Genomic DNA, 21,765 nt, shown 5'->3' on the forward strand with positions numbered 1-21,765 from the left:
GCGGGTTGTCCGTCGTCAGTGCTGCTGCCGTACGGCCGTGCGCAGGGCGTCGAGGCTCTCGGGGTTGACGAGGGTGGACAGGTCGCCGGGCTCCTCGCCGGTGACCACGTCGCGGATCAGGCGCCGCATCACCTTGCCGTTGCGGGTCCTGGGCAGCTGGGGCACGGCGACGACCCGGCCGGGCCGGAACGCGGCGCCGAGGGCGTCGGCGACCCGGGCGCGGATCCGCTCGCGCTCCGGTGCGCCGAGCGGCCCGTCGGCCACCGGGACCGCGAAGCACCACAGTGCCTCGCCCTTGACGGGGTGCGGGATGCCGACCGCGGCCGCCTCACCGACGGCCGGGTCGCCGAGGACGGCGTCCTCCACCTCGGTGGGGCCGAGGCGTTTGCCGGCCACCTTGATGACGTCGTCGAGCCGGCCGTGCACGAACCACTCCCCGCCAGCGCGGGAGACGAGGTCCCCGTGCGACCAACGGCCCGGCCTGCGGGTGAAGTAGGCCCGGGCGAACCGTTCGCGGGCCCGCCACAGCCCCAGGGTCATGCCCGGCCACGACTGCCGTACGACCAGCTCACCGGCCTGTCCTTCGGGCGGCTCGGCGCCCAGGGCGTCCTCGACGGCCGCGTCGACGCCCAGGCAGGGGCCCGCGAAGCCGCAGGGCGACTGGGGCAGGGTGGGCGCGGAGGCGAGCAGGGAGCCGCCGACCTCGGTGCCGCCGCAGATGTTGATGACCGGGCAGCGTTTCCCGCCGAGTTCGGCGAAGTACCAGTGCCAGGCCTCCTCGGTCCACGGTTCCCCGGTGGAGCCGAGGATCCGCAGCCGGCCGGGGGACTCGGGGTGGCGCGCGCCGTGCCGCATCAGGGTCCGGGACAGGCTGGGCGAGCTGCCGAAGACGGTGACCCGGTGGTCGTCGAGCAGCCGCCACAGGCGCGTGGTGTCCGGATGGTCGATCGCTCCCTCGTACGTCAGCACGCAGGCACCGGCGAGGGTGGCGCCGACGGCGACGAGCGGGAACATGATCCAGCCCGGGTCGGTCACCCAGCACACGACGTCGTCGGGCCGGAGGTCGAGGTTGTACCGGGTCTCGCTGCCCACCTGCGCCGGGAAGCCGCCGTGGGTGTGGACGGCGCCCTTGGGCCGGCCGGTGGTGCCGGAGGTGTGCAGCAGGAGGAAGGGCGTGTCGACGGCGAGCGGGACGCACTCGGCGGGCTCGGCCCCGGCCAGCGTGTCCCATGTCGGGCCCGAATCCCCGGCCGCGCCCGCCCGGTCGGGGACGACGACGAGGTGCCGTACGCACGACACCGTCCGCGCTGCCGTGCGGGCGGTACCCACCATGTCGTGGCGGCGTCCGCGGCGGACCGTGGCCGTCGCGGTCACCAGGACCCGGGGCTCGGCGTCGGCGAGCCGGACCGCGATCGCGTCGGCGCCGAACCCGGAGAACAGCGGCACCAGGACGGCGCCGATGCGCGCGCAGGCGAAGAGCAGGACGAAGGCCTCGGGGCCCGGGGGCAGGTACGCGGCCACCCGGTCCCCGACCGTGACGCCCAGCTCGCGCAGCCCGCCCGCCACCCGGGCGCTCCGGGTGGCCGCCTCGCCGTAGGTGAGCACTCCGCGCCTGCCGTCCTCGCGTTCCCAGCGCAGTGCGGGGTCGCCCCCGCGTCCCAGCCGTACCTGGCGTTCCAGACAGGACTCCACGAGGTTGGTGCGGCCGCCCGGGAACCACCGGGTGAACGCGATGCCCCCGCTGTCGTCGCGGACGCGCTGCGGCGGCACGTGCCAGACGATGCCGAGGTCCTGCACGGCCCGCTCCCAGAACCACTCGGGGTCGGCGACGGACCGGGCCTGCAGGGTGCGGTAGCCGCCGTCGACGCCGTGCCGGCGGCAGAAGGCCGCGATGTTGCTGTGCTCGACGTGCTCAGGGTCCGGGTACCAGGCGTAGCCGCTCACCGGAGCGCGCCCGGGTTCTCGATCAGCGCGGCGATGCCCTGGCCGCCGCCGATGCACAGGGCGATCACGGCGAACCTGCCGCCGGTGCGGCGCAGTTCGTGTGCCGCCTTGAGCAGCAGCACCGCTCCGGTGGCCCCGACGGGATGGCCCAGGGCGATCGCGCCGCCGTTCGGGTTGACCCGGTCCGGGTCCAGCTTGAGACCGTCCATGACGGCGAGGACCTGGGCCGCGAACGCCTCGTTGAGCTCGATCACGTCGATGTCGTCCAGGGTCAGGTCGCTCCGGTGCAGCAGGGCCCGGATCGCCTCGGTGGGCGCGACGCCCATGATCTCCGGTTCGAGGGCCCGGACGACCACTTCGCGCAGCTCGCACAGCGGTGTGACGCCCTCGGCGAGGTCCGCGGTGCGCGTCAGCAGGACGGCGGCGGCGCCGTCGTTGATGCCGGCGCTGTTCCCGGCGGTGATCGTGCCGCTCCGCGCGAACACGGCGGGCAGAGCGGCCAGCTTCTCGAGCGTCGTGCCGGGCCGGGGATGCTCGTCCCGCTCGACGGTGCCGTCCGGGATGTCCACGGGCACGATCTGGTCCCGGAACCGCCCCTCCCGGACGGCGACGGCGGCCCGGCGCTGGCTCTCGGCGGCCCACCGGTCCTGACGCCCTCGCGCGACGCCGTACCGGTCCGCCACCACCTCGCCCGTCATGCCCATCGGGTACTGCCCGAAGGGATCGGTGACCAGGGAGAGGGTGCCGTCGACGACGGCCGCGCCGGGCACCTCGCCGGCGGCGCGCCCGCTGTAGTCCAGTGCGGGCTGCCGGGTCATCGACTCGTTGCCGCCGGCCACGACGACGTCGGCCGCGCCGACGGTGAGGGACTGCGCGGCCGACCACAGGGCCTGGAGCCCGGACCCGCACAGCCGGTTGACGTTGTACGCGGTGGTGCGCGTCGCCAGCCCGGCGGCCAGGGCCGCCCGCCGGGCGTTGAAGGCGTCGGGGCCGACCTGGCCGACGCAGCCGAGGACGACCTCGTCGACGGCGGCGAGATCGGTGCCGGCGCGGGCGACCGCCTCCCGGATCACGAGGGCGCCGAGCCGGTGGGCCGGTACGGACGCCAGTGCGCCCTGGTACCGGCCGATCGGGGTACGGGCCCCTTCGACGACGGCGATGTCCATGGGCATCGGCGGTCACTCCTTCGCTGAGGGCTCTGAGTTCGCGGCGGACAGGCCCGGCTGCGGGGCGGTGTGCCCGAGCAGGATCCGGGCGTCGCGGTCGGGACGGATCAGGAGCATCGAGAGCACGGCCCCGGCGATCAGCAGCCAGGCGGCCAGGTCGAAGGCCCGGCCGTAGCCGATGCCCTCGGTCGGCGCCGCGTCGATGATCCGGCCGGTGACATAGGGGGCGAACAGGCTGGAGAGAGAGGCGAGGGCGTACGAGAGTCCGAGGGCGGCGCTGCGCCGGCCGGGCGGGCAGATGTCGGCGATGGCCGCGTTGGTCAGCGGGGTCTGGCCGTTGCCCGCGGAAAAGGCCAGCACCAGCAGCGGCAGCAGCAGGGCGGTGCCGGGGGCGGGGGTCATCAGGAACAGGCACGCCCCCGCGAGCAGCGGCAGCAGCGCTCCGATCAGTCCCTGGGCGACCCGGGCGGTCACCCCTCGGCGCAGGAGGTGGTGCGCGAGCGCGCCGGCGCCGAGCACCAGCACGGCCATCGACAGCGCGGGCAGGCCGACGATCGCGCTGACCTCCGCGTCGCTGAACCCCGCCTGCTCCTCCAGGTAGAGCGGCACCCAGGCGAAGCCGAGCGCGAGCGTCCACATCACCGCGAAGGTGGAGAGGGTGGCCCCCAGCCAGGTGCCGGTGGCGAGAACGCGCCAGAAGGGGACGGCGGCCGGTGCCGCTCGGGGCACCTCGTCCTTCGGGCCGAGCCGGGCGGTGTACGGGCCGCCGCCGCCGACCCGCAGCCAGAGCGCGGTCCACAGCAGGCCCGCGACGCCGAGCAGGCCGAACGCGGCCCGCCAGCCGAGGGTTTCGCTGACCAGGACGACCAGCGGGGCGGCCAGCACGGTGCCGCCCGCGCCGCCCGCGACCACGACGGCCGAGGGCAGGGCGCGCCGCTTCTCCGGATACCAGGTGAAGGCGGTGTAGTTGGCCAGCGGATAGCCCGGCCCCTCACCCGCGCCCAGCAGCACCCGGGTCGCGACGAGCGCGCCGAATCCTGCGGCGGGGAGGAGGATCGGCAGTTGCGCCGCCGCCCAGACCAGGGCGAGCACGGCGAGCAGGGGCCGGGGGCGGATGCGGTCGCCGAGGAAGCCGACCGAGACGGCGGAGAGGCTGAACAGCAGATAGAAGCTTCCGGCGATGGTGCCGAACTCGGTTGCCGTCAGGCCGAGTTCGTCCTTGATGGGGCCCGCGGTCAGACCGAGTACGGCCTTGTCGGCGGCGTTGATCACGATGAAGAGCGCCAGCACGATCAGGACGGTGCGGGCCCGGCGCCGGGTACCGTCCGCCTCGGCCGGCTGGGTGTCGGCCTCCAGGGTCATGTGCGGCGGGCCCCCTTTGCCCTCTGCGGAACGGAACGGGGCCGTTCCGTCTCGGCGGAACGTACTCCCGGGCCGGACGGAACGCAACCGTTCCGTCCGGTGTTAATCTCCCGCCGTGGAGTCGACCAGCCGCCAAGCGGCCGACCGCGGGCCCACCGGCTCGGCGGTGCTGCGGGAATCCGTGACCGAGACGATCAGACGGGCCGTGTTCGAGGAACTGGCCGAGACCGGGTACGCCCGGATGTCGATGGAGGCCGTCACCCGCCGGGCCCGCGTCGGCAAGGCGGCGCTGTACCGCCGCTGGCCCGCCAAGGAGGCCATGGTGGTGGAACTGGTCTCCGAGGCGGCCGCCGCCCACCTCCCCGAGCCGGCCGGCTCCGGTTCGCTCCGCGACGACGTCGAGCGCTTCGTCCGGCACACCATGGCCGACCTCCACCACCCGCTGGTCGGCCGGATCATCCCCGACCTGGTGGCCGAGTCGGCCCGTAACCCGTCCCTGCGCGACGCGCTCCACCAGGCGGTCCTCGCCCCCCGCCGCGCGGCGGTGGCGACCCTCGTGCGCCAAGCCGTGGACCGCGGCGAACTGCCCCCCGACACCGACATGGGCCTGGCCGTCGACCTCTTCGGCGCCCCGCTGTACTTCAGGATGCTCGCCGTGGGCGGCCCCACCGACGACGCGTATGTCACCCGCCTCACCAAAGCCGTCATGGCGGCACTCAAGGAATCCTGACGGCGGTCCGGTGTTGTACCCGGTATGAGTTCCGTGATCGCGCAGACCCGCTTCTCCGTCCTCGACCGCTCCCGCACCCGCGAGGGCCACTCGAACGCCGAGGCGCTGCGCGACACCGTCGCCCTCGCCCGGGAGCTGGAAGGCCTCGGCTACCACCGGCTGTGGGTCTCGGAACACCACGGCGTGCCCGGCGACGCCGGTTCCGCCCCGACCGTGCTGGCCGCCGCGGTCGCCTCGGCCACCCGCACGATCCGGGTGGGAACCGGCGGGGTGATGCTGCCGAACCACCGCCCGCTCGTCGTCGCCGAGCAGTTCGGGGTGCTGGAGTCGCTCTTCCCGGGCCGGATCGACATGGGCCTCGGCCGTTCCGTCGGCTTCACCGACGGGGTGCGCAGGGCGCTGGGCCGGGACAAGGACGACGCCGAGGACTTCGCCGGGCAGCTCGACGAGCTGCTCGGCTGGTTCCGGGGCACCTCGCCCACCGGAGTGCACGCCCGCCCCGCCGAGGGGCTGACCGTGCCGCCGTTCGTGCTCGCGATGGGGGAAGGCGCCGCCATCGCGGCCCGCGCCGGGCTGCCCATGGTCATCGGCGACCTCAGGAACCGCCCGAAGATGCAGCGCGGCATCGATCACTACCGCGCGAACTTCCGCCCCTCCCCCTGGGCGGCGGAACCCTACGTCGTCGTCTCCGGCACGATCGCCGTGGCCGCCGGCCCGGAGGAGGCCCGGCGCCTGCTGATCCCGGAGGCCTGGTCGATGGCGTACTCCCGCACGCACGGCACCTTCCCGCCTCTGCCGCCCGCCGAACGCGTCGAGGCGCTGACCATGACAGCCAAGGAGCGCGGCTTCTACGAGCAGGGCCTGACCGGTCACATCGCGGGCACCGAGGAACAGGTCGCGGACGAGCTGGACATCCTGCTGAAGGAGACCGGCGCCCAGGAAGTCCTGGTCACCACCAGCACCTACGACCGCGGGTCCCTGCTGGACTCCTACCGCCGCCTCGCCAGGATCAGGGAAGCCGCCCGCGGACCGGTCCCGTAGAATTGCGGGGTTTGTCCCCCCGCCCCACCGGAGTCCCTCCATGCCCGAGCCCCACGACCCGTACGTCCGTGTCCGGGGCGCCCGTGAGCACAACCTCAAGGGCGTGGACGTCGACATCCCGCGGGACGTGCTGGCCGTGTTCACCGGCGTCTCCGGCTCGGGGAAGTCCTCGCTCGCCTTCGGCACGATCTACGCCGAGGCGCAGCGCCGCTACTTCGAGTCGGTGGCGCCGTACGCGCGCAGGCTGATCCACCAGGTGGGGGCGCCGAAGGTCGGGGAGATCACCGGGCTGCCGCCCGCGGTCTCGCTCCAGCAGCGCCGCTCGGCACCCACCTCACGCTCCTCGGTCGGCACGGTCACCAACCTCTCCAACTCGCTGCGCATGCTGTTCTCCCGCGCCGGCGACTACCCGCCGGGCGCCGAGCGGCTCGACTCCGACGCCTTCTCCCCCAACACGGCGGCCGGAGCCTGCCCCGAGTGCCACGGCCTGGGCCGAGTCCACCGCACGACCGAGGAGTTGCTGGTCCCCGACCCCTCGCTGTCGATCCGGGACGGCGCCGTCGCCGCCTGGCCGGGCGCCTGGCAGGGCAAGAACCTGCGGGACATCCTCGACGCGCTCGGCCACGACGTGGACCGGCCCTGGCGCGAACTGCCGGCCGAGCAGCGGGAGTGGATCCTGTTCACCGACGAGCAGCCGGTCGTCACGGTGCATCCGGTGCGGGACGCCGACCGGATCCAACGGCCGTACCAGGGCACGTACATGAGCGCCCGGCGGTACGTCATGAAGACGTTCTCCGACTCCAGGAGCGCGACCCTGCGCGCCAAGGCGGAGCGCTTCCTGGTCAGTGCGCCCTGTCCGGCCTGCGGCGGCAGCAGGCTGCGCCCCGAGGCCCTCGCGGTGACCTTCGCGGGCCGTACGATCGCCCAACTCGCGGCGCTGCCGCTGGTGGAGCTCGCCGATGTCCTGCACGGCACCTCCCCGACCGCCCGTGTCCTCACCGAGGACCTCCGCTCCCGGATCGCCCCGGTCCTGGAGCTGGGCCTCGGCTACCTCAGCCTCGGCCGCGCCACCCCCACCCTCTCCGCGGGCGAGCTCCAGCGCCTGCGCCTGGCCACCCAACTGCGTTCCGGGCTCTTCGGCGTCGTCTACGTCCTCGACGAGCCGTCCGCCGGACTGCACCCGGCGGACACGGAGGCGCTGCTGACGGTGCTGGCGCGGCTGAAGGCCGCCGGGAACTCGGTGTTCGTGGTGGAGCACCACCTGGACGTGATGCGCGGCGCCGACTGGCTGGTGGACGTAGGCCCGCGCGCGGGCGAGCACGGCGGGCAGGTGCTGTACAGCGGACCGCCGGAGCAGCTCGCCGCGGTCGAGGAGTCGGCGACGGCCCGCTTCCTCTTCGACCGCACCCCCGCCCCCGTACGCGAAGTGCGCACGCCCAGCGGGCAGGTGAAGGTCGGCCCGGTCACCCGGCACAATCTGCGCGCGGTGACGGCCGAGTTCCCGCTCGGGGTGTTCACTGCGGTGACCGGGGTCTCCGGTTCCGGGAAGTCCACCCTGGTCGGGGAGATCACGGAGGACCTCACGGGCGTCGGACGCCTGGTCCGTGTCGACCAGAAGCCCATCGGGCGCACCCCGCGCTCCAACCTCGCCACCTACACCGGTCTGTTCGACGTCGTCCGCAAGGCGTTCGCGGCCACGGACCAGGCACGTCAGCGGGGTTACGGCGTCGGCCGGTTCTCCTTCAACGTCGCCGGGGGCCGCTGCGAGACCTGCCAGGGCGAGGGGTTCGTCAGCGTCGAGCTGCTGTTCCTGCCGAGCACGTACGCGGCGTGTCCCGACTGCGGGGGCGCCCGCTACCGCCCCGAGACACTGGACGTGACGTACCGGGGGCGGAACATCGCGCAGGTGCTGGACCTCACGGTGGAGGCGGCGGCGGACTTCTTCGCGGACACCCCGCCCGTCGCCCGCAGCCTCGGCACGCTCCTCGACGTCGGCCTCGGCTATCTGCGGCTCGGGCAGCCCGCGACCGAACTGTCCGGCGGCGAGGCCCAGCGGATCAAGCTGGCGAACGAACTCCAGCGCGGGCGCCGCGGGCACACCCTCTACCTCCTCGACGAGCCGACGACCGGACTCCACCCGGCCGACGTCGAGGTGCTGATGCGGCAACTGCACGGCCTCGTCGACGCCGGGCACACCGTGGTCGTCGTCGAGCACGACATGGCGGTGGTCGCGGGCGCGGACTGGGTGATCGACCTCGGCCCCGGCGGCGGCGACGCGGGCGGCCGCATCGTGGCGGCGGGACCACCGGCCGAGGTGGCGCGGGCGCAGGGAAGCGTCACGGCGGGGTATCTGGCCCGCGCGGTGGCGGATTCCTAGGCGATCAGGCTCCTAAAGCAGGCTGAGGGCCAGCATCGCGTCGCGTTCGACGCGGGCGAGCTCGTGGAGGACGACGCCGGCCTGATCGAGGTGCTCCACGTCGCCGGATTCCCCTGCTGCCGCGACGAGTGCGGCCACCTCGGTCCATAGGGTGGCGGCCTCGGTGTACAGACGGTGGCCGGTGCGCAGTTGGCTGCTGTCGATCAGCTGGGCGCACTCGGCGAGGAAGTCCCGGTAGAGATTGCGGAACAGGGCGCCGCCGGTGCCGGCCCGCTCCATGAGAACGGCCGCCCGGGGCAGGTCCTGCCGCGGATTCCCGCTGCGCCGCAGCCACTTCGGTACTTCTCTGGCCGCTTTCTCGATGCCCCGGTGACCCAGGTTCGCGATGGGTGGGTTCAGGACGGCGTCGGCGCACTTCTTGATCGCGGGGATGATCCGGTCCTGCGGTGACGGCGGGCTGCCGGGCACCGTCAGGGTGAAGGACCGGTGCCTTGCGGTCATGGGGCCGCGCTCGGCCCTGGCCCTGGCCAGGCCAGCGAGGCCGGTCGACACGGCTCCGCCCTGCGGGGCGGTGTCCACCAGGTAGGCGTCCTGGTCGTCGTAGCCGTACATGGCCACGACGTGCCCGCCGAAGTGCACCTTGTTGCTGAAGTAGTCCAGGTGGTAGCTGTCGAGCTGCAGGCCGACCGGCCGGCCCGCGTCGAGGGGTGCTGCCACGTCCTGCCATGCCTTGCGTGGCGAGGTGGTCTCCTTGACCAGCAGTTCGAGTCCGAGGGCGGTGGCCAGGTTCCTGGTGAGCTCGAACGGCTTGACCCGGCCTCCCAGGAAGGGAAAGCCCATGGCCTTGCTGTCCCAGTAGACGAAGGACAGCCCGGAACCGAGCCCGAACAGCATGGGCTCGGACAAGTCGAGTCCCTCGTGCCGCAGCAGCACGCCCAGCGCCGTCGTCTCGCAGTGCTGCATACCGCGGGCATCGACGTCCTTCACCATCGTCATGCCGTCATTCTTACCGAGCCGCACGCCCCCTCGGCCCCGGCACCTGCTCCGCCGCCAGTGCCGCGTGGGCCCCGGCGAGTTCCGCTGCGGCCGGTTGCGGCTGCGCCGCGCGGGCCAGGGCCCGGCGGTCGGGGTGGGCGCCCGCCGGGATCTCGGGGAGTACCTCGACCTCGGCCACCAGGTGCCGGGCCATGACCACCCGCCACAGCGAGGAGAGCAGCGAGTCCTCCCCGACGAAGGCGGGCGCGGTGCTCGCCGGGCCGCCCTCCGACCGGTAGTGCAGCCGCACCGGCTGCACCGCCACGCCCGCATCCAGCGCGGCCTGGAACACCGCCCGGCGAAAGGGGCCCTGTGCCCGGCCGCACCAGGTGCTGCCCTCGGGGAAGGCGACCACCGCGGCGCCGGAGCGCAGGGTCCCGGCGATCCGGGCGACCGTGTGCGGCAGCGCCCGCAGCCGGTCCCGCTCGATGAACAGGGCGCCGCTGCGCGCGGTGAGCGCGCCCGCCACCGGCCACCGCCGGATCTCCGCCTTGGCCAGCATCCGCGCCGGGCGCACCGCGGCGAGCAACGGGATGTCCAGCCACGAGATGTGGTTGGCGACCAGCAGCAGACCGCCGTGGGGCGCCGCCGCACCGGTGAGGCGCGTCCGTACCCCGCCGGCCCGGACCACCGCCCGGCTCCATGCGCGGATCAGCGGGTCCCGGCGGGCGGCGGGCACGGCCCCGAACACCGGCACCAGGGCGATGCCCACGGCCAGCGTGACCAGCAGCGCCCCGAGCCGCAGCGCCGCGCGCGGCACGGCCGCCAGGGAGCGGGCGGAGGCGACGCAGACCTGCGGGGAGCAGGGCGCGGTGGGCAGCCAGGCGCTCGTCGGCACGACCGGGCGGGGCACGGCCGCCGCCGCCCGGCGCTCGCGCCGCGGGGCCAGGACCCGCACCCCCGCGGGCACCGTGCGCAGCGTGTCGGTCATCAGGCCGGGACGAGCGAGAGGAAGTGCTTCAGGTAGCGCGCGTTGACCCGGCGCATCGACAGCAGCACGTACAGGTCGGCGACCCCGAAGTCCGGGTCGTGCGCGGGCTCCGAGCAGACCCAGGCACCGAGGCGGAGGTAGCCGCGCAGCAGCGGGGGCAGTTCGGTACGGCCCTCGGGGCGGGCCACGCCCTCGGCGTTCCAGGGCAGCAGCGGACGGACCCGGTACTCCTCGGGCGCCAGGTGCTTGTCCCGCACCCGGTCCCAGGTGCCGGCCGCGAGGGCGCCGCCGTCGGCGAGCGGGACGGAGCAGCAGCCGGCCAGCCACTCGTGGCCGTTGCCCACCATGTACCGGGCTATTCCGGCCCAGATCAGGCCGATGACCGCGCCGTCGCGGTGGTCGGGGTGGACGCAGGAGCGCCCCACCTCGACCAGGCCCGGGCGGATCGGGCCGAGGGGGGCGAGGTCGAACTCGCCCTCCGAGTAGAGCCGCCCGGCGACCGCGGCGCGGTCCGGGGGCAGCAGCCGGTAGGTGCCCACGACCTGGTCCGTGAACGTGTCACGGACCAGCAGGTGGTCGCAGTACGCGTCGAAGGCGTCGATGTCGTGCCCCGGCTGCGGGGTGGACAGCAGGGCGCCCATCTCCCCGGCGAAGACGTCGTGCCGCAGCCGCTGGGCGGCCCGCACGTCGTCCTCGGTGCGGGCGACGCTCACGGTGTAGCGGGTGGGGGCCGCCGGCTGCGGGGGGCGGTCGAGCGTGGAAACGCCGGTCATGGCTGACTCCTGGTCACGGGCCGGGGACGGTTGAGCGGCCGAACCAGTTCTTCCGACCCGGGGCGTCCGGCGCGTGACCGGCGTCAGGAGCGGGGATGTGAGGTTGTTGAACGGAACGCTCGGGCCACCGTCACCTGGGCGGCACGCACCCCTCCAGCCAGTACCGCGTCTCCGCGGCGTCGAGTACCCGCTCCAGGACGAGGTCACCCGTCATGTGCGGGAAGAACCGGCCCGAGGGCCAGCTGCGCTCGTAGGGCGGCGGGTCCAGGACGAGCAGGCGTACGCCGTCCACGACCGGGATGTCGGTGGGCGTGCCCTCGTTCCACACCCATTCCCCGCCGGGGGTGACCAGGTTGAACGATCCCACGGTGTTCACCTGCCCCGGCGCGTCCCGGCACACCGCCGCCTCCTGCGGGGAGGGGGCCCGGCCGGGCACATGGCCGCCGCCGACGAGGACGTCCGCGAGCAGGGTGTGCAGCTGGAAGTTGTCGCCGATCCCGCTCATCCGCATCCGGTAGCCGGTGCCGGTGGGGCGGTGCAGCACGACCAGCGGCTCGTCGTCGAGGACGAGCAGGGCGTACGTCAGGCACTTGAACTCGTGGCCCGAGGCCTCCGCCACGGCCCGCACCGCCCGCAGCAGCCGGGCCCGCAGCGAGCCGTCCAGCCCGGTGCGCACGGCGGGGTCGTTGAGCATGGCGAGGGACGCCATCTCCCACTGGGGCATCGACAGCCAGGCAAGGGCCGGCTCCCATCCGACGCGTTCCAGGAGCGCCGGGTCCGCCCCGCCGGGCTCCGGATCGGGGAAGTCCCCGCCACCGGTCTCCGCCCAGCGCTCGCAGAACTCCCCCACGGCGGCCAGCGTCTCGGCGAGCTCCACGAAGATGTACGGCGCGCAGGGCACCGGGTCGGCGCCGCCCTCGACGCAGGCGCCGACGATGACGGCTATGGTGGCGCGCGGTCCCGGGGGCACGTCGGGCAGCAGCGCGGCCAGCCGCGGGGCGGCCCGGGCGACCTCCTGCGGTGCCGCGTCCTGGAAGCTCCGGTACAGCTCGTCGAACGCGTCCTCCGCCCGGTCCGGTTCCTGTGCGCGCACGGCGGCCTCGAAACGGCCGACGGCCTCAACGAACCGCTCCCGCTGGTGACTTCCCATGATCATACGGGCAGCGTACCGAGCCCGGTCAGGCGAAACGGGGCCGGGGAGCACCCTCCCAGCCCCGCTCGTCCGCACCTGTCGGCGAACGTTCTTGCCCCGCTGCGCTACCGCTTGCCCGCCTTGCGGGTGGCCCGCAGCCACTCCTTGTTCATGCTGGTGATGGAGACCAGCGGGATGCCCTTGGGGCAGGCGGTGGCGCACTCGCCGGCCAGGGTGCAGCCGCCGAACCCCTCGTCGTCCATCTGGGCCACCATGTCCAGCACCCGGGTCTCCCGCTCGGGAGCGCCCTGGGGCAGCACGTTGAGGTGGTTGACCTTGGCGGAGGTGAACAGCATCGCCGCGCCGTTCGGGCAGGCGGCGACGCACGCCCCGCAGCCGATGCACTCGGCGTGCTCGAAGGCGAAGTCGGCGTCCGGCTTGGGCACCGGAGTGGCGTGCGCCTCGGGAGCGGCGCCGGTGGGCGCGGTGATGTAACCGCCGGCCTGGATGATCCGGTCGAACGCCGACCGGTCCACCACCAGGTCCTTGATCACCGGGAACGCGGCGGCCCGCCACGGCTCGATGTCGATCGTGTCGCCGTCCTTGAAGGACCGCATGTGCAGCTGACACGTGGTGGTCCGCTCGGGGCCGTGCGCGTCGCCGTTGATGACCAGGGAGCAGGCGCCGCAGATGCCCTCACGGCAGTCGTGGTCGAAGGCGACCGGGTCCTCGCCGCGCAGGATGAGCTCTTCGTTGAGCGTGTCGAGCATCTCCAGGAACGACATGTCCGAGGAGATCCCGTCCACCTCGTACGTGGACATGGCGCCGTCGGCGTCGGCGTTCTTCTGCCGCCAGACGCGCAGGGTGAGCTTCATGCGTAGCTCCGCTGAGTGGGGTGGACGTACTCGAAGACCAGGTCTTCCTTGTGCAGGGTCGGGGCCTCGCCGGTCCCGGTGAACTCCCAGGCGGCCGCGTAGGAGAACTCGTCGTCGCGGCGCTCGGCCTCGCCGTCGGGGGTCTGGGACTCCTCGCGGAAGTGGCCGCCGCAGGACTCGGCGCGGTGCAGCGCGTCGAGGCACATCAGCTCGGCGAGTTCCAGGTAGTCGACGACCCGGTTGGCCTTCTCCAGCGACTGGTTGAACTCCTCGCCGGTGCCGGGCACCTTGATGCGCCGCCAGAACTCCTCGCGGATCTGCGGGATGCGCTCCAGCGCCTTGCGCAGCCCGGAGTCGGTGCGGGCCATGCCGCAGAACTCCCACATCAGTTCGCCGACTTCGCGGTGGAAGGAGTCGGGGGTGCGGTCGCCGTCCACCGAGAGCAGGAGGTTGATCCGGTCCTCGGTCTCGGCCAGCACCTCCTGGACTGCGGGGTGTTCGGTGGTGACCGCTTCCTGGTGCGGGTTGCGGGCCAGGTAGTCGTTGATGGTGGCCGGCAGCACGAAGTAGCCGTCGGCCAGGCCCTGCATCAGCGCGGAGGCGCCGAGGCGGTTGGCGCCGTGGTCGGAGAAGTTGGCCTCGCCGATGGCGAACAGGCCGGGGACGGTGGTCTGCAGGTCGTAGTCGACCCACAGTCCGCCCATCGTGTAGTGCACGGCGGGGTAGATCCGCATCGGCACTTGGTACGGATCCTCGTCGGTGATCCGGTGGTACATGTCGAAGAGGTTGCCGTACTTGGCCTCGACGGCCTTGCGGCCCATGCGCTTGATGGCGTCGGCGAAGTCGAGGTAGACGCCCTGCCCGCCCGGTCCCACGCCGCGGCCCTCGTCGCAGACGTTCTTCGCGGCGCGGGAGGCGATGTCACGGGGCACGAGGTTGCCGAAGGAGGGGTAGATCCGCTCCAGGTAGTAGTCGCGCTCGTCCTCGGGGATCTTGTTCGCGGGGCGGTCGTCGCCCTTGGCCTTCGGCACCCAGATCCGGCCGTCGTTGCGCAGCGACTCGCTCATCAGCGTCAGCTTGGACTGGTGGTCGCCGGTGCGCGGGATACAGGTCGGGTGGATCTGCGTGAAGCAGGGGTTGGCGAACCAGGCGCCGCGCCGGTGGGCCCGCCAGACGGCGGTGGCGTTGGAGTTCATGGCGTTCGTCGACAGGTAGAAGACGTTGCCGTAGCCGCCGCTGGCGAGGACGACGGCGTCGGCGAAGTACGTGTCGATCCTGCCGGTGATGAGGTCCCGGGCGACGATGCCGCGGGCCCGTCCGTCCACGACGATCAGGTCGAGCATCTCGGTGCGCGGGTGCATCTCGATGTTCCCGGCGGCGATCTGCCGGCTGAGGGCCTGGTAGGCGCCGAGGAGGAGCTGCTGTCCCGTCTGGCCGCGGGCGTAGAAGGTCCGGGAGACCTGGACGCCGCCGAAGGAGCGGGTGTCGAGGAGACCGCCGTACTCGCGGGCGAAGGGCACGCCCTGGGCGACGCACTGGTCGATGATCTCCACCGAGATCTGCGCGAGGCGGTGGACGTTGGACTCCCGCGCCCGGAAGTCGCCGCCCTTGACGGTGTCGTAGAACAGGCGGTGGACGGAGTCGCCGTCGTTGCGGTAGTTCTTCGCGGCGTTGATGCCGCCCTGCGCGGCGATGGAGTGGGCGCGGCGCGGGGAGTCCTGGTAGCAGAACTGGACGACGTGGTAGCCCTGTTCGGCGAGGGTGGCGCCGGCCGAGCCGCCGGCCAGACCGGTGCCGACGACGATCACCGTGTGCTTGCGCCGGTTGGCGGGGTTGACCAGCTTGGCCTCGAAGCGGCGCTTGTCCCAGCGCTCGTTGATCGGGCCCTTCGGCGCCTTGGTGTCGACGGCCGGCTCGCCGGTCAGGTAGTCGGTGTAGGTCATCTCAGCTCACCACTCCGGTCATGACGCCCACGGGCACGGCGAGGAAGCCGCACGTGAGCACAAGCGCGAGAACGTTTGCTACGGCCTTCAGGGCGCGGTCGCGGGTGCGGCTGCCGGCGCCCAGGGTCTGCGCGGCGCTCCAGAAGCCGTGCCGGATGTGCATGCCGACGGCGAGCACCGCCACGATGTAGATGACGTTGCCGTACCAGGTGGAGAAGGTGTCCACGACGTTCTGGTACGGACGCCCCTCCTCGAAGCCGCCCGAGTGCACGGTGCCGGTCGTCAGGTCGAGGATGTGCCAGACGATGAACAGGGCGAGGATGATGCCGCCCCAGCGCATGGTGCGGGTGGCGTAGCTCGCCCGCGGCTTCTTGTGCACGTACTTGCTGGGCCGCGCCTTGATGTCGCGTCGGCTGAGCTGGTACGCGGAGACCCCGTGCGCGATCACGGCGACCACCAGCACGACGCGGACGAGCCAGAGCGTCCACTCGTAGTGCATGAAGGGCTCGCCGACCGTGCGCAGCCAGTGCGCGTACTCGTTGAACTCACCGGCCCCGAAGAAGATCTTCAGGTTTCCCATCATGTGGACGACCAGGTACGACAGCATGATCAGCCCGCTGACCGCCATCACGGTCTTCTTGCCGACGGAGCTGTCCCACACCGTGCGTGCCATGGACGGTCGTCGGTCCGTCCGCGTTGCCAGAGCCATGTCATCAGAAGTTACGGGGCGGGTGGCCGATCGGTCCAAGACATCCTCCGGCTCGTTTCCATAGCCAACGTCTATCGTGGGGGCCATGCAGTTCCAGCAGCTCCAGTACTTCGTGGCCGTCGCCGAGACCCGGCACTTCACCCGGGCCGCCGACCTGGTCCACGTGGCGCAGCCGTCCCTGTCCCAGCAGATCAAGGCCCTGGAGCGGGAGCTCGGCGCGGACCTGTTCCTGCGGGCCCGGGGCAACATCACGCTCACCGACGCGGGCGAGGCCCTGCTGCCGCTGGCCCGGCGCATCCTGGCCGACGCGGATACAGCGCGGCTCGAGGTGCAGGAGCTGGTCCAGTTGCGCAGCGGTCGGGTCCGGCTCGGCGCGACACCGAGCCTGTGCACCGGTCTGCTCCCCGACGTCCTGCGCGCCTTCCACGACCGCTACCCCGGCATCCGCCTGCTGATCGAGGAGGGCGGCTCCCACGACCTGGTGCGCGAGCTCGCCCGCGGCGCGCTCGACCTGGCGCTGGTGGTCCTCCCCCTGCCGACCCCGTCACCCGCCCTGGCGACGGTGGAGCTGCTGCGCGAGGACCTGGTCGTGGTCTCCTCCCCGGACGCCCCGAAGCCCGGCCGGGGCAAGCGCGCGATCAGCGTCGCGGATCTGGAGGGCGAACGCCTGGTGATGTTCCGCCACGGCTACGACCTGCGCGAGCTCACCGTGGCGGCCTGCCGCGCGGAGGGCTTCGAACCGGACTTCGCGGTGGAGGGCGGCGAGATGGACGCCGTGCTGGGCTTCGCGCGGGCGGGGCTGGGCGTGGCCGTCGTACCGCGCATGGTGGCGGCGCGGGCCGGGCGCGGCCTGCGCGTGACCCCGCTGGCCCGACCCGGCCTGCACCGCACGATCGCGCTGGCCCACCGCAGCGATGTGGCTCCGCCTCGGGCCGCGCGGGAGTTGCAGCGGATGTTGCTGGAGCGGTGACGTCCCGGAGGGCGTCTGCTCGGTGGCTCGTCGTCGCGGGGTGCCGGTCGCCGGTGGTTGCTCGCGCAGTTCCCCGCGCCCCTTGGGAGTTTCCCCAAGGGGCGTTCGGGAAGGTCAGCCCGTCGCGTCGACGAGCGCCAGCTCGTGCAGGCGCTCGGGTGGGCCCGGGCGGGCGTAGTACCAGCCCTGGGCCGTGTCGCAGCCGAGTATGCGGAGCTGTTCGGCCTGGGCGCCGGTTTCCACGCCCTCCACCGTCACCGTGAGGTCCAGGCTGTGGGCCAGTGAAACGATCCCCTCGACGATCTTGAGGTCGACGGGGTCCGCCGGGAACTGCTGCATGCTCTGGGTGAAGGAGCGGTCCAGCTTCAGGACGCTCACCGGCAGCCGGCGCAGGTTGGCGAGATTGGAGTAGCCGGTGCCGAAGTCGTCCAGGGCGATGTCGACGCCCATCTCGGCCAGCCGGCGCAAGGGCTTGAGCAGGTCGTCGTCGGCGCCGATCAGCGCCGACTCGGTGACCTCCAGGCAGAGCGCGTCGGGGTCGACGCCCGTGCGCTCCAGGATGTCCACCGTGTCCTGCACCAGGCCGGGGTGGGTGAGCTGGCACGGGGAGAGGTTGACGTTGATGCGCAGCGGGCCCGCGCCCGAGTGCCGGTCGCGCCACTCCCGGGCCTGGCGCACCGACTGCTCCAGCACCCAGCGGCCGAGCGGAACGATCAGTCCCGTGTGCTCGGCGAGCGGGATGAACCGGTCCGGGCCGAGGACGCCGTGCTGCGGGTGCAGCCAGCGCACCAGGGCCTCGGCGCCCCGGACGCTGCCGTCGCCGAGATGCACCAGCGGCTGGTACTCGATGAAGAACTCGCCCCGGTCCAGGGCGGTCGGCAGTGCCGTGGTCAGCCCGTGCCGCGTGATGGCGCGGGCGTCGGCCTCGGGGTCGGCCAGCTCGAAGCGGTTGCCGCCCGCCGACTTGGCCCGGTACATCGTGATGTCGGCGCTGCGCAGCACCTCCGCCGGGCTGCGCTCGCCCGCCGGTCCCTCCACGATGCCGATGCTGCCGCGCACGGTCAGCTCCCGGCCGTCGACGCTGATCGGGGCGACCAGCGCGCCCATGATCCGGGAGGCCAGCTCGTCGACCTCCCGCTCGGTGTCCGGTCCCGTGGTCAGCGCCACGAACTCGTCGCCGCCGAGCCGGGCGACCATCTCGCCGGGCGCGGTCGCGCAGGCCTGCAGCCGGTCGGCGACCTCCACCAGCAGCCGGTCCCCGGCCGCGTGGCCGAGGCTGTCGTTGACGGTCTTGAAGCCGTCCAGGTCGAGGTAGCACAGCCCGAACCGCTGGCCCTCCCCCGCGCCGAGGGCCTTCTCCAGGCGCTCGAAGAACAGCGTGCGGTTGGGCAGCCCGGTGAGCGCGTCGTGCGTGGCCTCGTAGCGCAGCCGGAGGTTGAGCAGCCGCCGCTCGGTGGTGTCCTCCATGAGGGCCAGCTGGTACTCGGGGTTGCCGTCGGCGTCGCGCAGCAGGGAGACGGTCAGGTTGGTCCACAGGACCGTGCCGTCGGGGCGGTAGAACGCCTTCTCCACGTGGTAGTGCTCGCGCTCGCCGCGCACCAGCTCCTCGTAGAGCTTCCAGACCTGCGGCGCGTCCTCGGGGTGCGTCCAGTCCATGACGTTACGGCCCCGCACGAGCTGCTCGGCGCCGCCGAACATGCGCACCATCGCGCCGTTGACCTGCAGTATGTTGCCCCCGAGGTCGGCGATGCCGATCCCTATGGCGGCGCCCTCGAACACCGCGCGGAAGCGGGCCTCACTGGCGTGCAGCGCCTGCGCCACCACGCCCTGCGCCTTCAGGGCGGCCACGGAGATCGCCTCCTGCTCGGCCAGCGTCCGCTCGCGCAGCGCCTGGGCGTACCCGGCGGCCATGGCGTGCTGCAGCCGCGCCGAGCGGGCCCGCAGGTCCTCCCGGGGGCCGTCGCCGCCGCAGTACAGCACCAGATAGGCCTCGACGCAGTCGAGGCTGTGGCTGAGCGCCTCGGGGTCGGTGCAGTGCGCGTCCACCAGGGCGGCGCCCACCGCCCTGCCCTCCTCGGCGTCGAAGGTCCTGGCCCTGAGCGCCAGGCTCAACCGGCGGGCGAGCGGCAGCAGTTGCTCCTCGAACTCCGGGCGGGTCGACGACGTCGAGGTCACCGGGAACACCGCCCGGCTCCAGATGGTCGCGAACCGGCGCAGTCTGTCCTCCGGCCCGTCCGGCTCCGCGCTCACGCCGTACGCCCCACGCCCGCGAGACCGGAGAACGCCCAGGGGTCCTCCTCCTCCGGTGCGGTGTCCGGCCGCCACTGCGGCATCGACACCAGTCCGGGTTCCACCATGTCGTACCCCTCGAAGAACCGCGCGATCTCCTCGCGCGAGCGCATGATCAGCGGGTTGCGAATGTCCTTGTATACGCCCACCGTGCCCTCGGCCCGCTCGGCGGGAAGCGGGATTCCCTCGTACGAGGCATGCGTGAGGATCAGCAGGCTGCCGGGCGCGAGCGCGTCGCGCAGCTCGGCCACCGCTGAGTACGGGTCGTCCGCGTCTTCCACGAAGTGCAGTATGGCAACGAGCAGAAGCGCCACCGGACGGTTCAGGTCGATCAGCCGCTCGACCTGAGGGCTCGCCAGGATCTCCATCGGCTTGCGCAGATCGGCCGCGACGACGTCGGTGAACTCGTCGCCGTCCAGGACCGCCTGGCTGTGCGCGACGGCCACCGGGTCGTGGTCGACGTAGACCACGTGCGCGCCGGGGCTGGCCGCCTGGGCCACCTCGTGGACGTTGCCGAAGGTCGGGATGCCCGAGCCGATGTCGAGGAACTGGGTGATCCCCTCGCCGACCGCATAGCGCACGGCGCGGCGCATGAACGCCCGGTTCGCCTGCATGATCTTGGGAAGGCCCGGCAGGAACCCCATGGCCTTGCGCGCGGCTTCCCGGTCGACCTCGAAGTTGTGCGAACCGCCCAAGTAGTAGTCGTAGATTCGCGAGACGCTCGGCACCGAGATGTCGATGCTCCGTGGTGCCCAGGCGGGACGCTCCATCTATCTCTCCAAGGCTCAGGCGATCCAGTGTTCGAGCTGAGGCTACTGATCGCCCGCCAAAGGAGCGAGCGGAAACGGAAATTGACCATCCGTTCCCGGTCACTGCCTGCGGCACGTGCCGAATTCGCCGGCCGTGAATCCGCTACGAAATGCGTCCGAAGCATTCCACAGAGTTGTGAATCATGCGGAAGGGGACGAGAGCCGACCGCCCCACGAACGACAAGTCCACCCCCTCCGTGCGGTGCGGAGGGGGTGGACCCGTGGTCGCGCGCCGGCCGTTCGCCCGGCTCTCTCGCCTGCGGTGTCGCCTCCTACTCCTTGTCCGGAGCGCCGACCGGCTTTCCGTCGGGGGCCACCGCGTACCAGGTGCCGCCGACGCCCTGGCCGTTGGTGTCACCGGGAGCCTTGTCACCGGCGAAGGTGTAGATCGGCCAGCAGTTGACCGTCTGCTGCTTGGCGCCGTCGGGCCGGGTGAAGCTCATCAGGCCCTTCTTCTGCACGCCCTTGGTGTCGTTGTTCGCCACCGGCGCCACCACCGGCCACTTCTCCAGGCAGGCGCCGGTGCAGGCGGAGACCGGCTTCGGCCAGGCCTCGTCCTTCATGAAGCGGTAGACCGTCATGCCGTTCCGGTCGACGACGATCTCGCCGAGGTTGGCGTCCTTCCGGGTGGACAGGCCCGGGAGATCGGCCAGTTCGGCCTTCTTGCCGTCGGGGGCCAGGGCGTACCACGTGCCGCCCACGCCCTGCCCCTTGGTGTCGCCTGCGTTGACGTCCTTGGCGTAGCGGTACGCCGGCCAGCCGCCGATGGTCAGCTGCTTGGTGCCGTCGGGCCGGGTGACCTCGCCGAGCTGGGACTTGTCGACACCGGCGCCGGCGCTGGCGTCGTCCGCGGGAACCGGCGGCCAGGTGGTGGCGCAGTCGCCCTCGCAGTTCGTCTTGGGCGGTTCGGCGGTGTCCTTGTCGAAGCGGTAGAGGGTGAGCCCGGCGCTGTCGGTCAGCACCTGGCCGAGCTCGGCGTTGGTGGACACGGACAGCTCACCGGCGGGGGTGGTCTGTGTCGCGGCGCCCTGCGCCCCGGCCTCGGCCCCGGCGGTGCCGGAATCGGCGGCGTCGCCCAGGCCCGTCCCCGCGGTTCCGTAGTCTCCGGCCGCCGCTGTCGCACCGACGTTCTGGCTGCTCGCCGGCGGGGTGGTCTCCTGACCGCACGCCGTCGTCAGCGCCAGCGTCGCCACGGCACTCACCACGAGCGAAGCGCTCCGCCACGAGGTCTTCATCGTCAACTCCCCATAGATGTACGGGTGTTGCAGCGCCCTGCTGCGCCGCCGCACGACATTGGGTACGCATGGGGACCCCGGCCGTGTTCAACCGGGGCGCGAATTTCTTTCCGGAACCTGCGCCACCGCCCTTCCGGATCCCGCGCCGCCGGCACCTCTCGCACAGGCGATCGCACAGGCGATCGGGCCGGCGGACGGGCGAGCGGGCGGTCCACCGAGCGGCCCGCTGACACCGTCCCTCCTTCGGGGCAATCCCCTGAGAAGAAAGGTTTCTGGGCTGCCGTCAGGCCGCAGGATCATGTGTCGTGCATGCACCCGAACCGACCCAATCCGCCCTCGCGACCCGGATATTGGCCCTGCTGGCGCTGAGCTGGCTGCTCGTGGGGGCGCCCGCCGGCCCCGCGGCGGCCGACGCCTGCGCGTACGCCTCGACCGGACCGGGCG

The 21,765-nt window shown here is 72.7% G+C and carries 17 protein-coding genes; 4 read left to right on the forward strand and 13 right to left on the reverse strand.

Features of this window, described 5'->3' with window-relative positions; all coding sequences use genetic code 11:
• Positions 1-15: 15 nt before the first annotated feature.
• The 3 genes from M8H82_RS25565 to M8H82_RS25575 are packed head-to-tail and all read right to left on the reverse strand — an operon-like array spanning position 16 to position 4,472.
• Entirely contained in the window at positions 16-1,944 is a 1,929-nt protein-coding gene (locus tag M8H82_RS25565) for an AMP-binding protein (protein ID WP_250077369.1), read from the reverse strand.
• On the reverse strand, positions 1,941-3,116 hold the full coding sequence (locus tag M8H82_RS25570) for a thiolase family protein (RefSeq protein WP_250077370.1): 1,176 nt from the start codon (positions 3,114-3,116) through the stop codon (positions 1,941-1,943). Before M8H82_RS25570 ends, M8H82_RS25565 begins: the two co-directional genes overlap by 4 nt.
• A gap of 6 nt (positions 3,117-3,122) precedes the next feature.
• Positions 3,123-4,472 (reverse strand): MFS transporter, encoded by a 1,350-nt coding sequence (locus tag M8H82_RS25575; protein WP_250077371.1) that lies wholly within the window; start codon positions 4,470-4,472, stop codon positions 3,123-3,125.
• A gap of 115 nt (positions 4,473-4,587) precedes the next feature.
• Between M8H82_RS25575 and M8H82_RS25580 the strand changes: the two genes are divergently transcribed.
• From M8H82_RS25580 to M8H82_RS25590, 3 genes are read left to right on the forward strand one after another with little or no spacing between them, the layout of a single operon-like run.
• Complete coding sequence (locus tag M8H82_RS25580; RefSeq protein ID WP_250077372.1) at positions 4,588-5,202, forward strand: TetR/AcrR family transcriptional regulator; 615 nt, start codon at positions 4,588-4,590, stop codon at positions 5,200-5,202.
• A gap of 24 nt (positions 5,203-5,226) precedes the next feature.
• On the forward strand, positions 5,227-6,243 hold the full coding sequence (locus tag M8H82_RS25585) for an LLM class flavin-dependent oxidoreductase (protein ID WP_250077373.1): 1,017 nt from the start codon (positions 5,227-5,229) through the stop codon (positions 6,241-6,243).
• A 40-nt stretch (positions 6,244-6,283) separates the two neighbouring features.
• The gene (locus M8H82_RS25590) at positions 6,284-8,620 is read left to right on the forward strand and encodes an excinuclease ABC subunit UvrA (RefSeq protein ID WP_250077374.1); all 2,337 of its coding nucleotides are present in this window, start codon (positions 6,284-6,286) and stop codon (positions 8,618-8,620) included.
• Positions 8,621-8,632: 12 nt separating this feature from the next.
• Here the strand turns inward: M8H82_RS25590 and M8H82_RS25595 are convergent, their stop codons facing one another.
• The 7 genes from M8H82_RS25595 to M8H82_RS25625 form a co-directional block, all read right to left on the reverse strand.
• The gene (locus tag M8H82_RS25595; RefSeq protein ID WP_250077375.1) at positions 8,633-9,616 is read right to left on the reverse strand and encodes a BtrH N-terminal domain-containing protein; all 984 of its coding nucleotides are present in this window, start codon (positions 9,614-9,616) and stop codon (positions 8,633-8,635) included.
• Positions 9,617-9,626: 10 nt separating this feature from the next.
• Positions 9,627-10,586 carry a 1-acyl-sn-glycerol-3-phosphate acyltransferase gene (locus tag M8H82_RS25600; RefSeq protein ID WP_250077376.1) on the reverse strand — a complete coding sequence of 320 codons (960 nt, stop codon included), beginning with the start codon at positions 10,584-10,586 and terminating at the stop codon, positions 9,627-9,629.
• Positions 10,586-11,359: a GNAT family N-acetyltransferase gene (locus M8H82_RS25605; RefSeq protein WP_250077377.1), complete on the reverse strand. Its 774-nt coding sequence runs from the start codon at positions 11,357-11,359 to the stop codon at positions 10,586-10,588. The genes M8H82_RS25600 and M8H82_RS25605 overlap by 1 nt, the downstream gene beginning before the upstream one ends.
• Positions 11,360-11,489: 130 nt before the next feature.
• Positions 11,490-12,515: a hypothetical protein gene (locus M8H82_RS25610; protein WP_250077378.1), complete on the reverse strand. Its 1,026-nt coding sequence runs from the start codon at positions 12,513-12,515 to the stop codon at positions 11,490-11,492.
• A 101-nt stretch (positions 12,516-12,616) separates the two neighbouring features.
• The gene (locus M8H82_RS25615; protein ID WP_250077379.1) at positions 12,617-13,366 is read right to left on the reverse strand and encodes a succinate dehydrogenase/fumarate reductase iron-sulfur subunit; all 750 of its coding nucleotides are present in this window, start codon (positions 13,364-13,366) and stop codon (positions 12,617-12,619) included.
• Positions 13,363-15,309, reverse strand: a complete 1,947-nt coding sequence (locus tag M8H82_RS25620) for a fumarate reductase/succinate dehydrogenase flavoprotein subunit (protein WP_250077380.1) — start codon at positions 15,307-15,309, stop codon at positions 13,363-13,365. Before M8H82_RS25620 ends, M8H82_RS25615 begins: the two co-directional genes overlap by 4 nt.
• A 1-nt stretch (position 15,310) precedes the next feature.
• Positions 15,311-15,982 (reverse strand): succinate dehydrogenase, encoded by a 672-nt coding sequence (locus tag M8H82_RS25625; protein WP_250077381.1) that lies wholly within the window; start codon positions 15,980-15,982, stop codon positions 15,311-15,313.
• A gap of 121 nt (positions 15,983-16,103) precedes the next feature.
• Here M8H82_RS25625 and M8H82_RS25630 point away from each other — a divergent pair, with 121 nt between their 5' ends.
• Positions 16,104-16,988, forward strand: a complete 885-nt coding sequence (locus M8H82_RS25630; protein WP_250077382.1) for a LysR family transcriptional regulator — start codon at positions 16,104-16,106, stop codon at positions 16,986-16,988.
• 114 nt (positions 16,989-17,102) lie between these two features.
• Here the strand turns inward: M8H82_RS25630 and M8H82_RS25635 are convergent, their stop codons facing one another.
• The 3 genes from M8H82_RS25635 to M8H82_RS25645 form a co-directional block, all read right to left on the reverse strand.
• Positions 17,103-19,238, reverse strand: coding sequence for an EAL domain-containing protein (locus M8H82_RS25635; RefSeq protein ID WP_250077383.1), 2,136 nt, complete (start codon positions 19,236-19,238; stop codon positions 17,103-17,105).
• Positions 19,235-20,047, reverse strand: coding sequence for an SAM-dependent methyltransferase (locus M8H82_RS25640; RefSeq protein ID WP_250077384.1), 813 nt, complete (start codon positions 20,045-20,047; stop codon positions 19,235-19,237). Before M8H82_RS25640 ends, M8H82_RS25635 begins: the two co-directional genes overlap by 4 nt.
• 311 nt (positions 20,048-20,358) lie before the next feature.
• Entirely contained in the window at positions 20,359-21,321 is a 963-nt protein-coding gene (locus M8H82_RS25645) for an SCO0930 family lipoprotein (protein ID WP_250077385.1), read from the reverse strand.
• Positions 21,322-21,765: the final 444 nt, after the last annotated feature.

The organism is Streptomyces sp. YS415 (assembly GCF_023544665.1).
GTDB lineage: Bacteria > Actinomycetota > Actinomycetes > Streptomycetales > Streptomycetaceae > Streptomyces.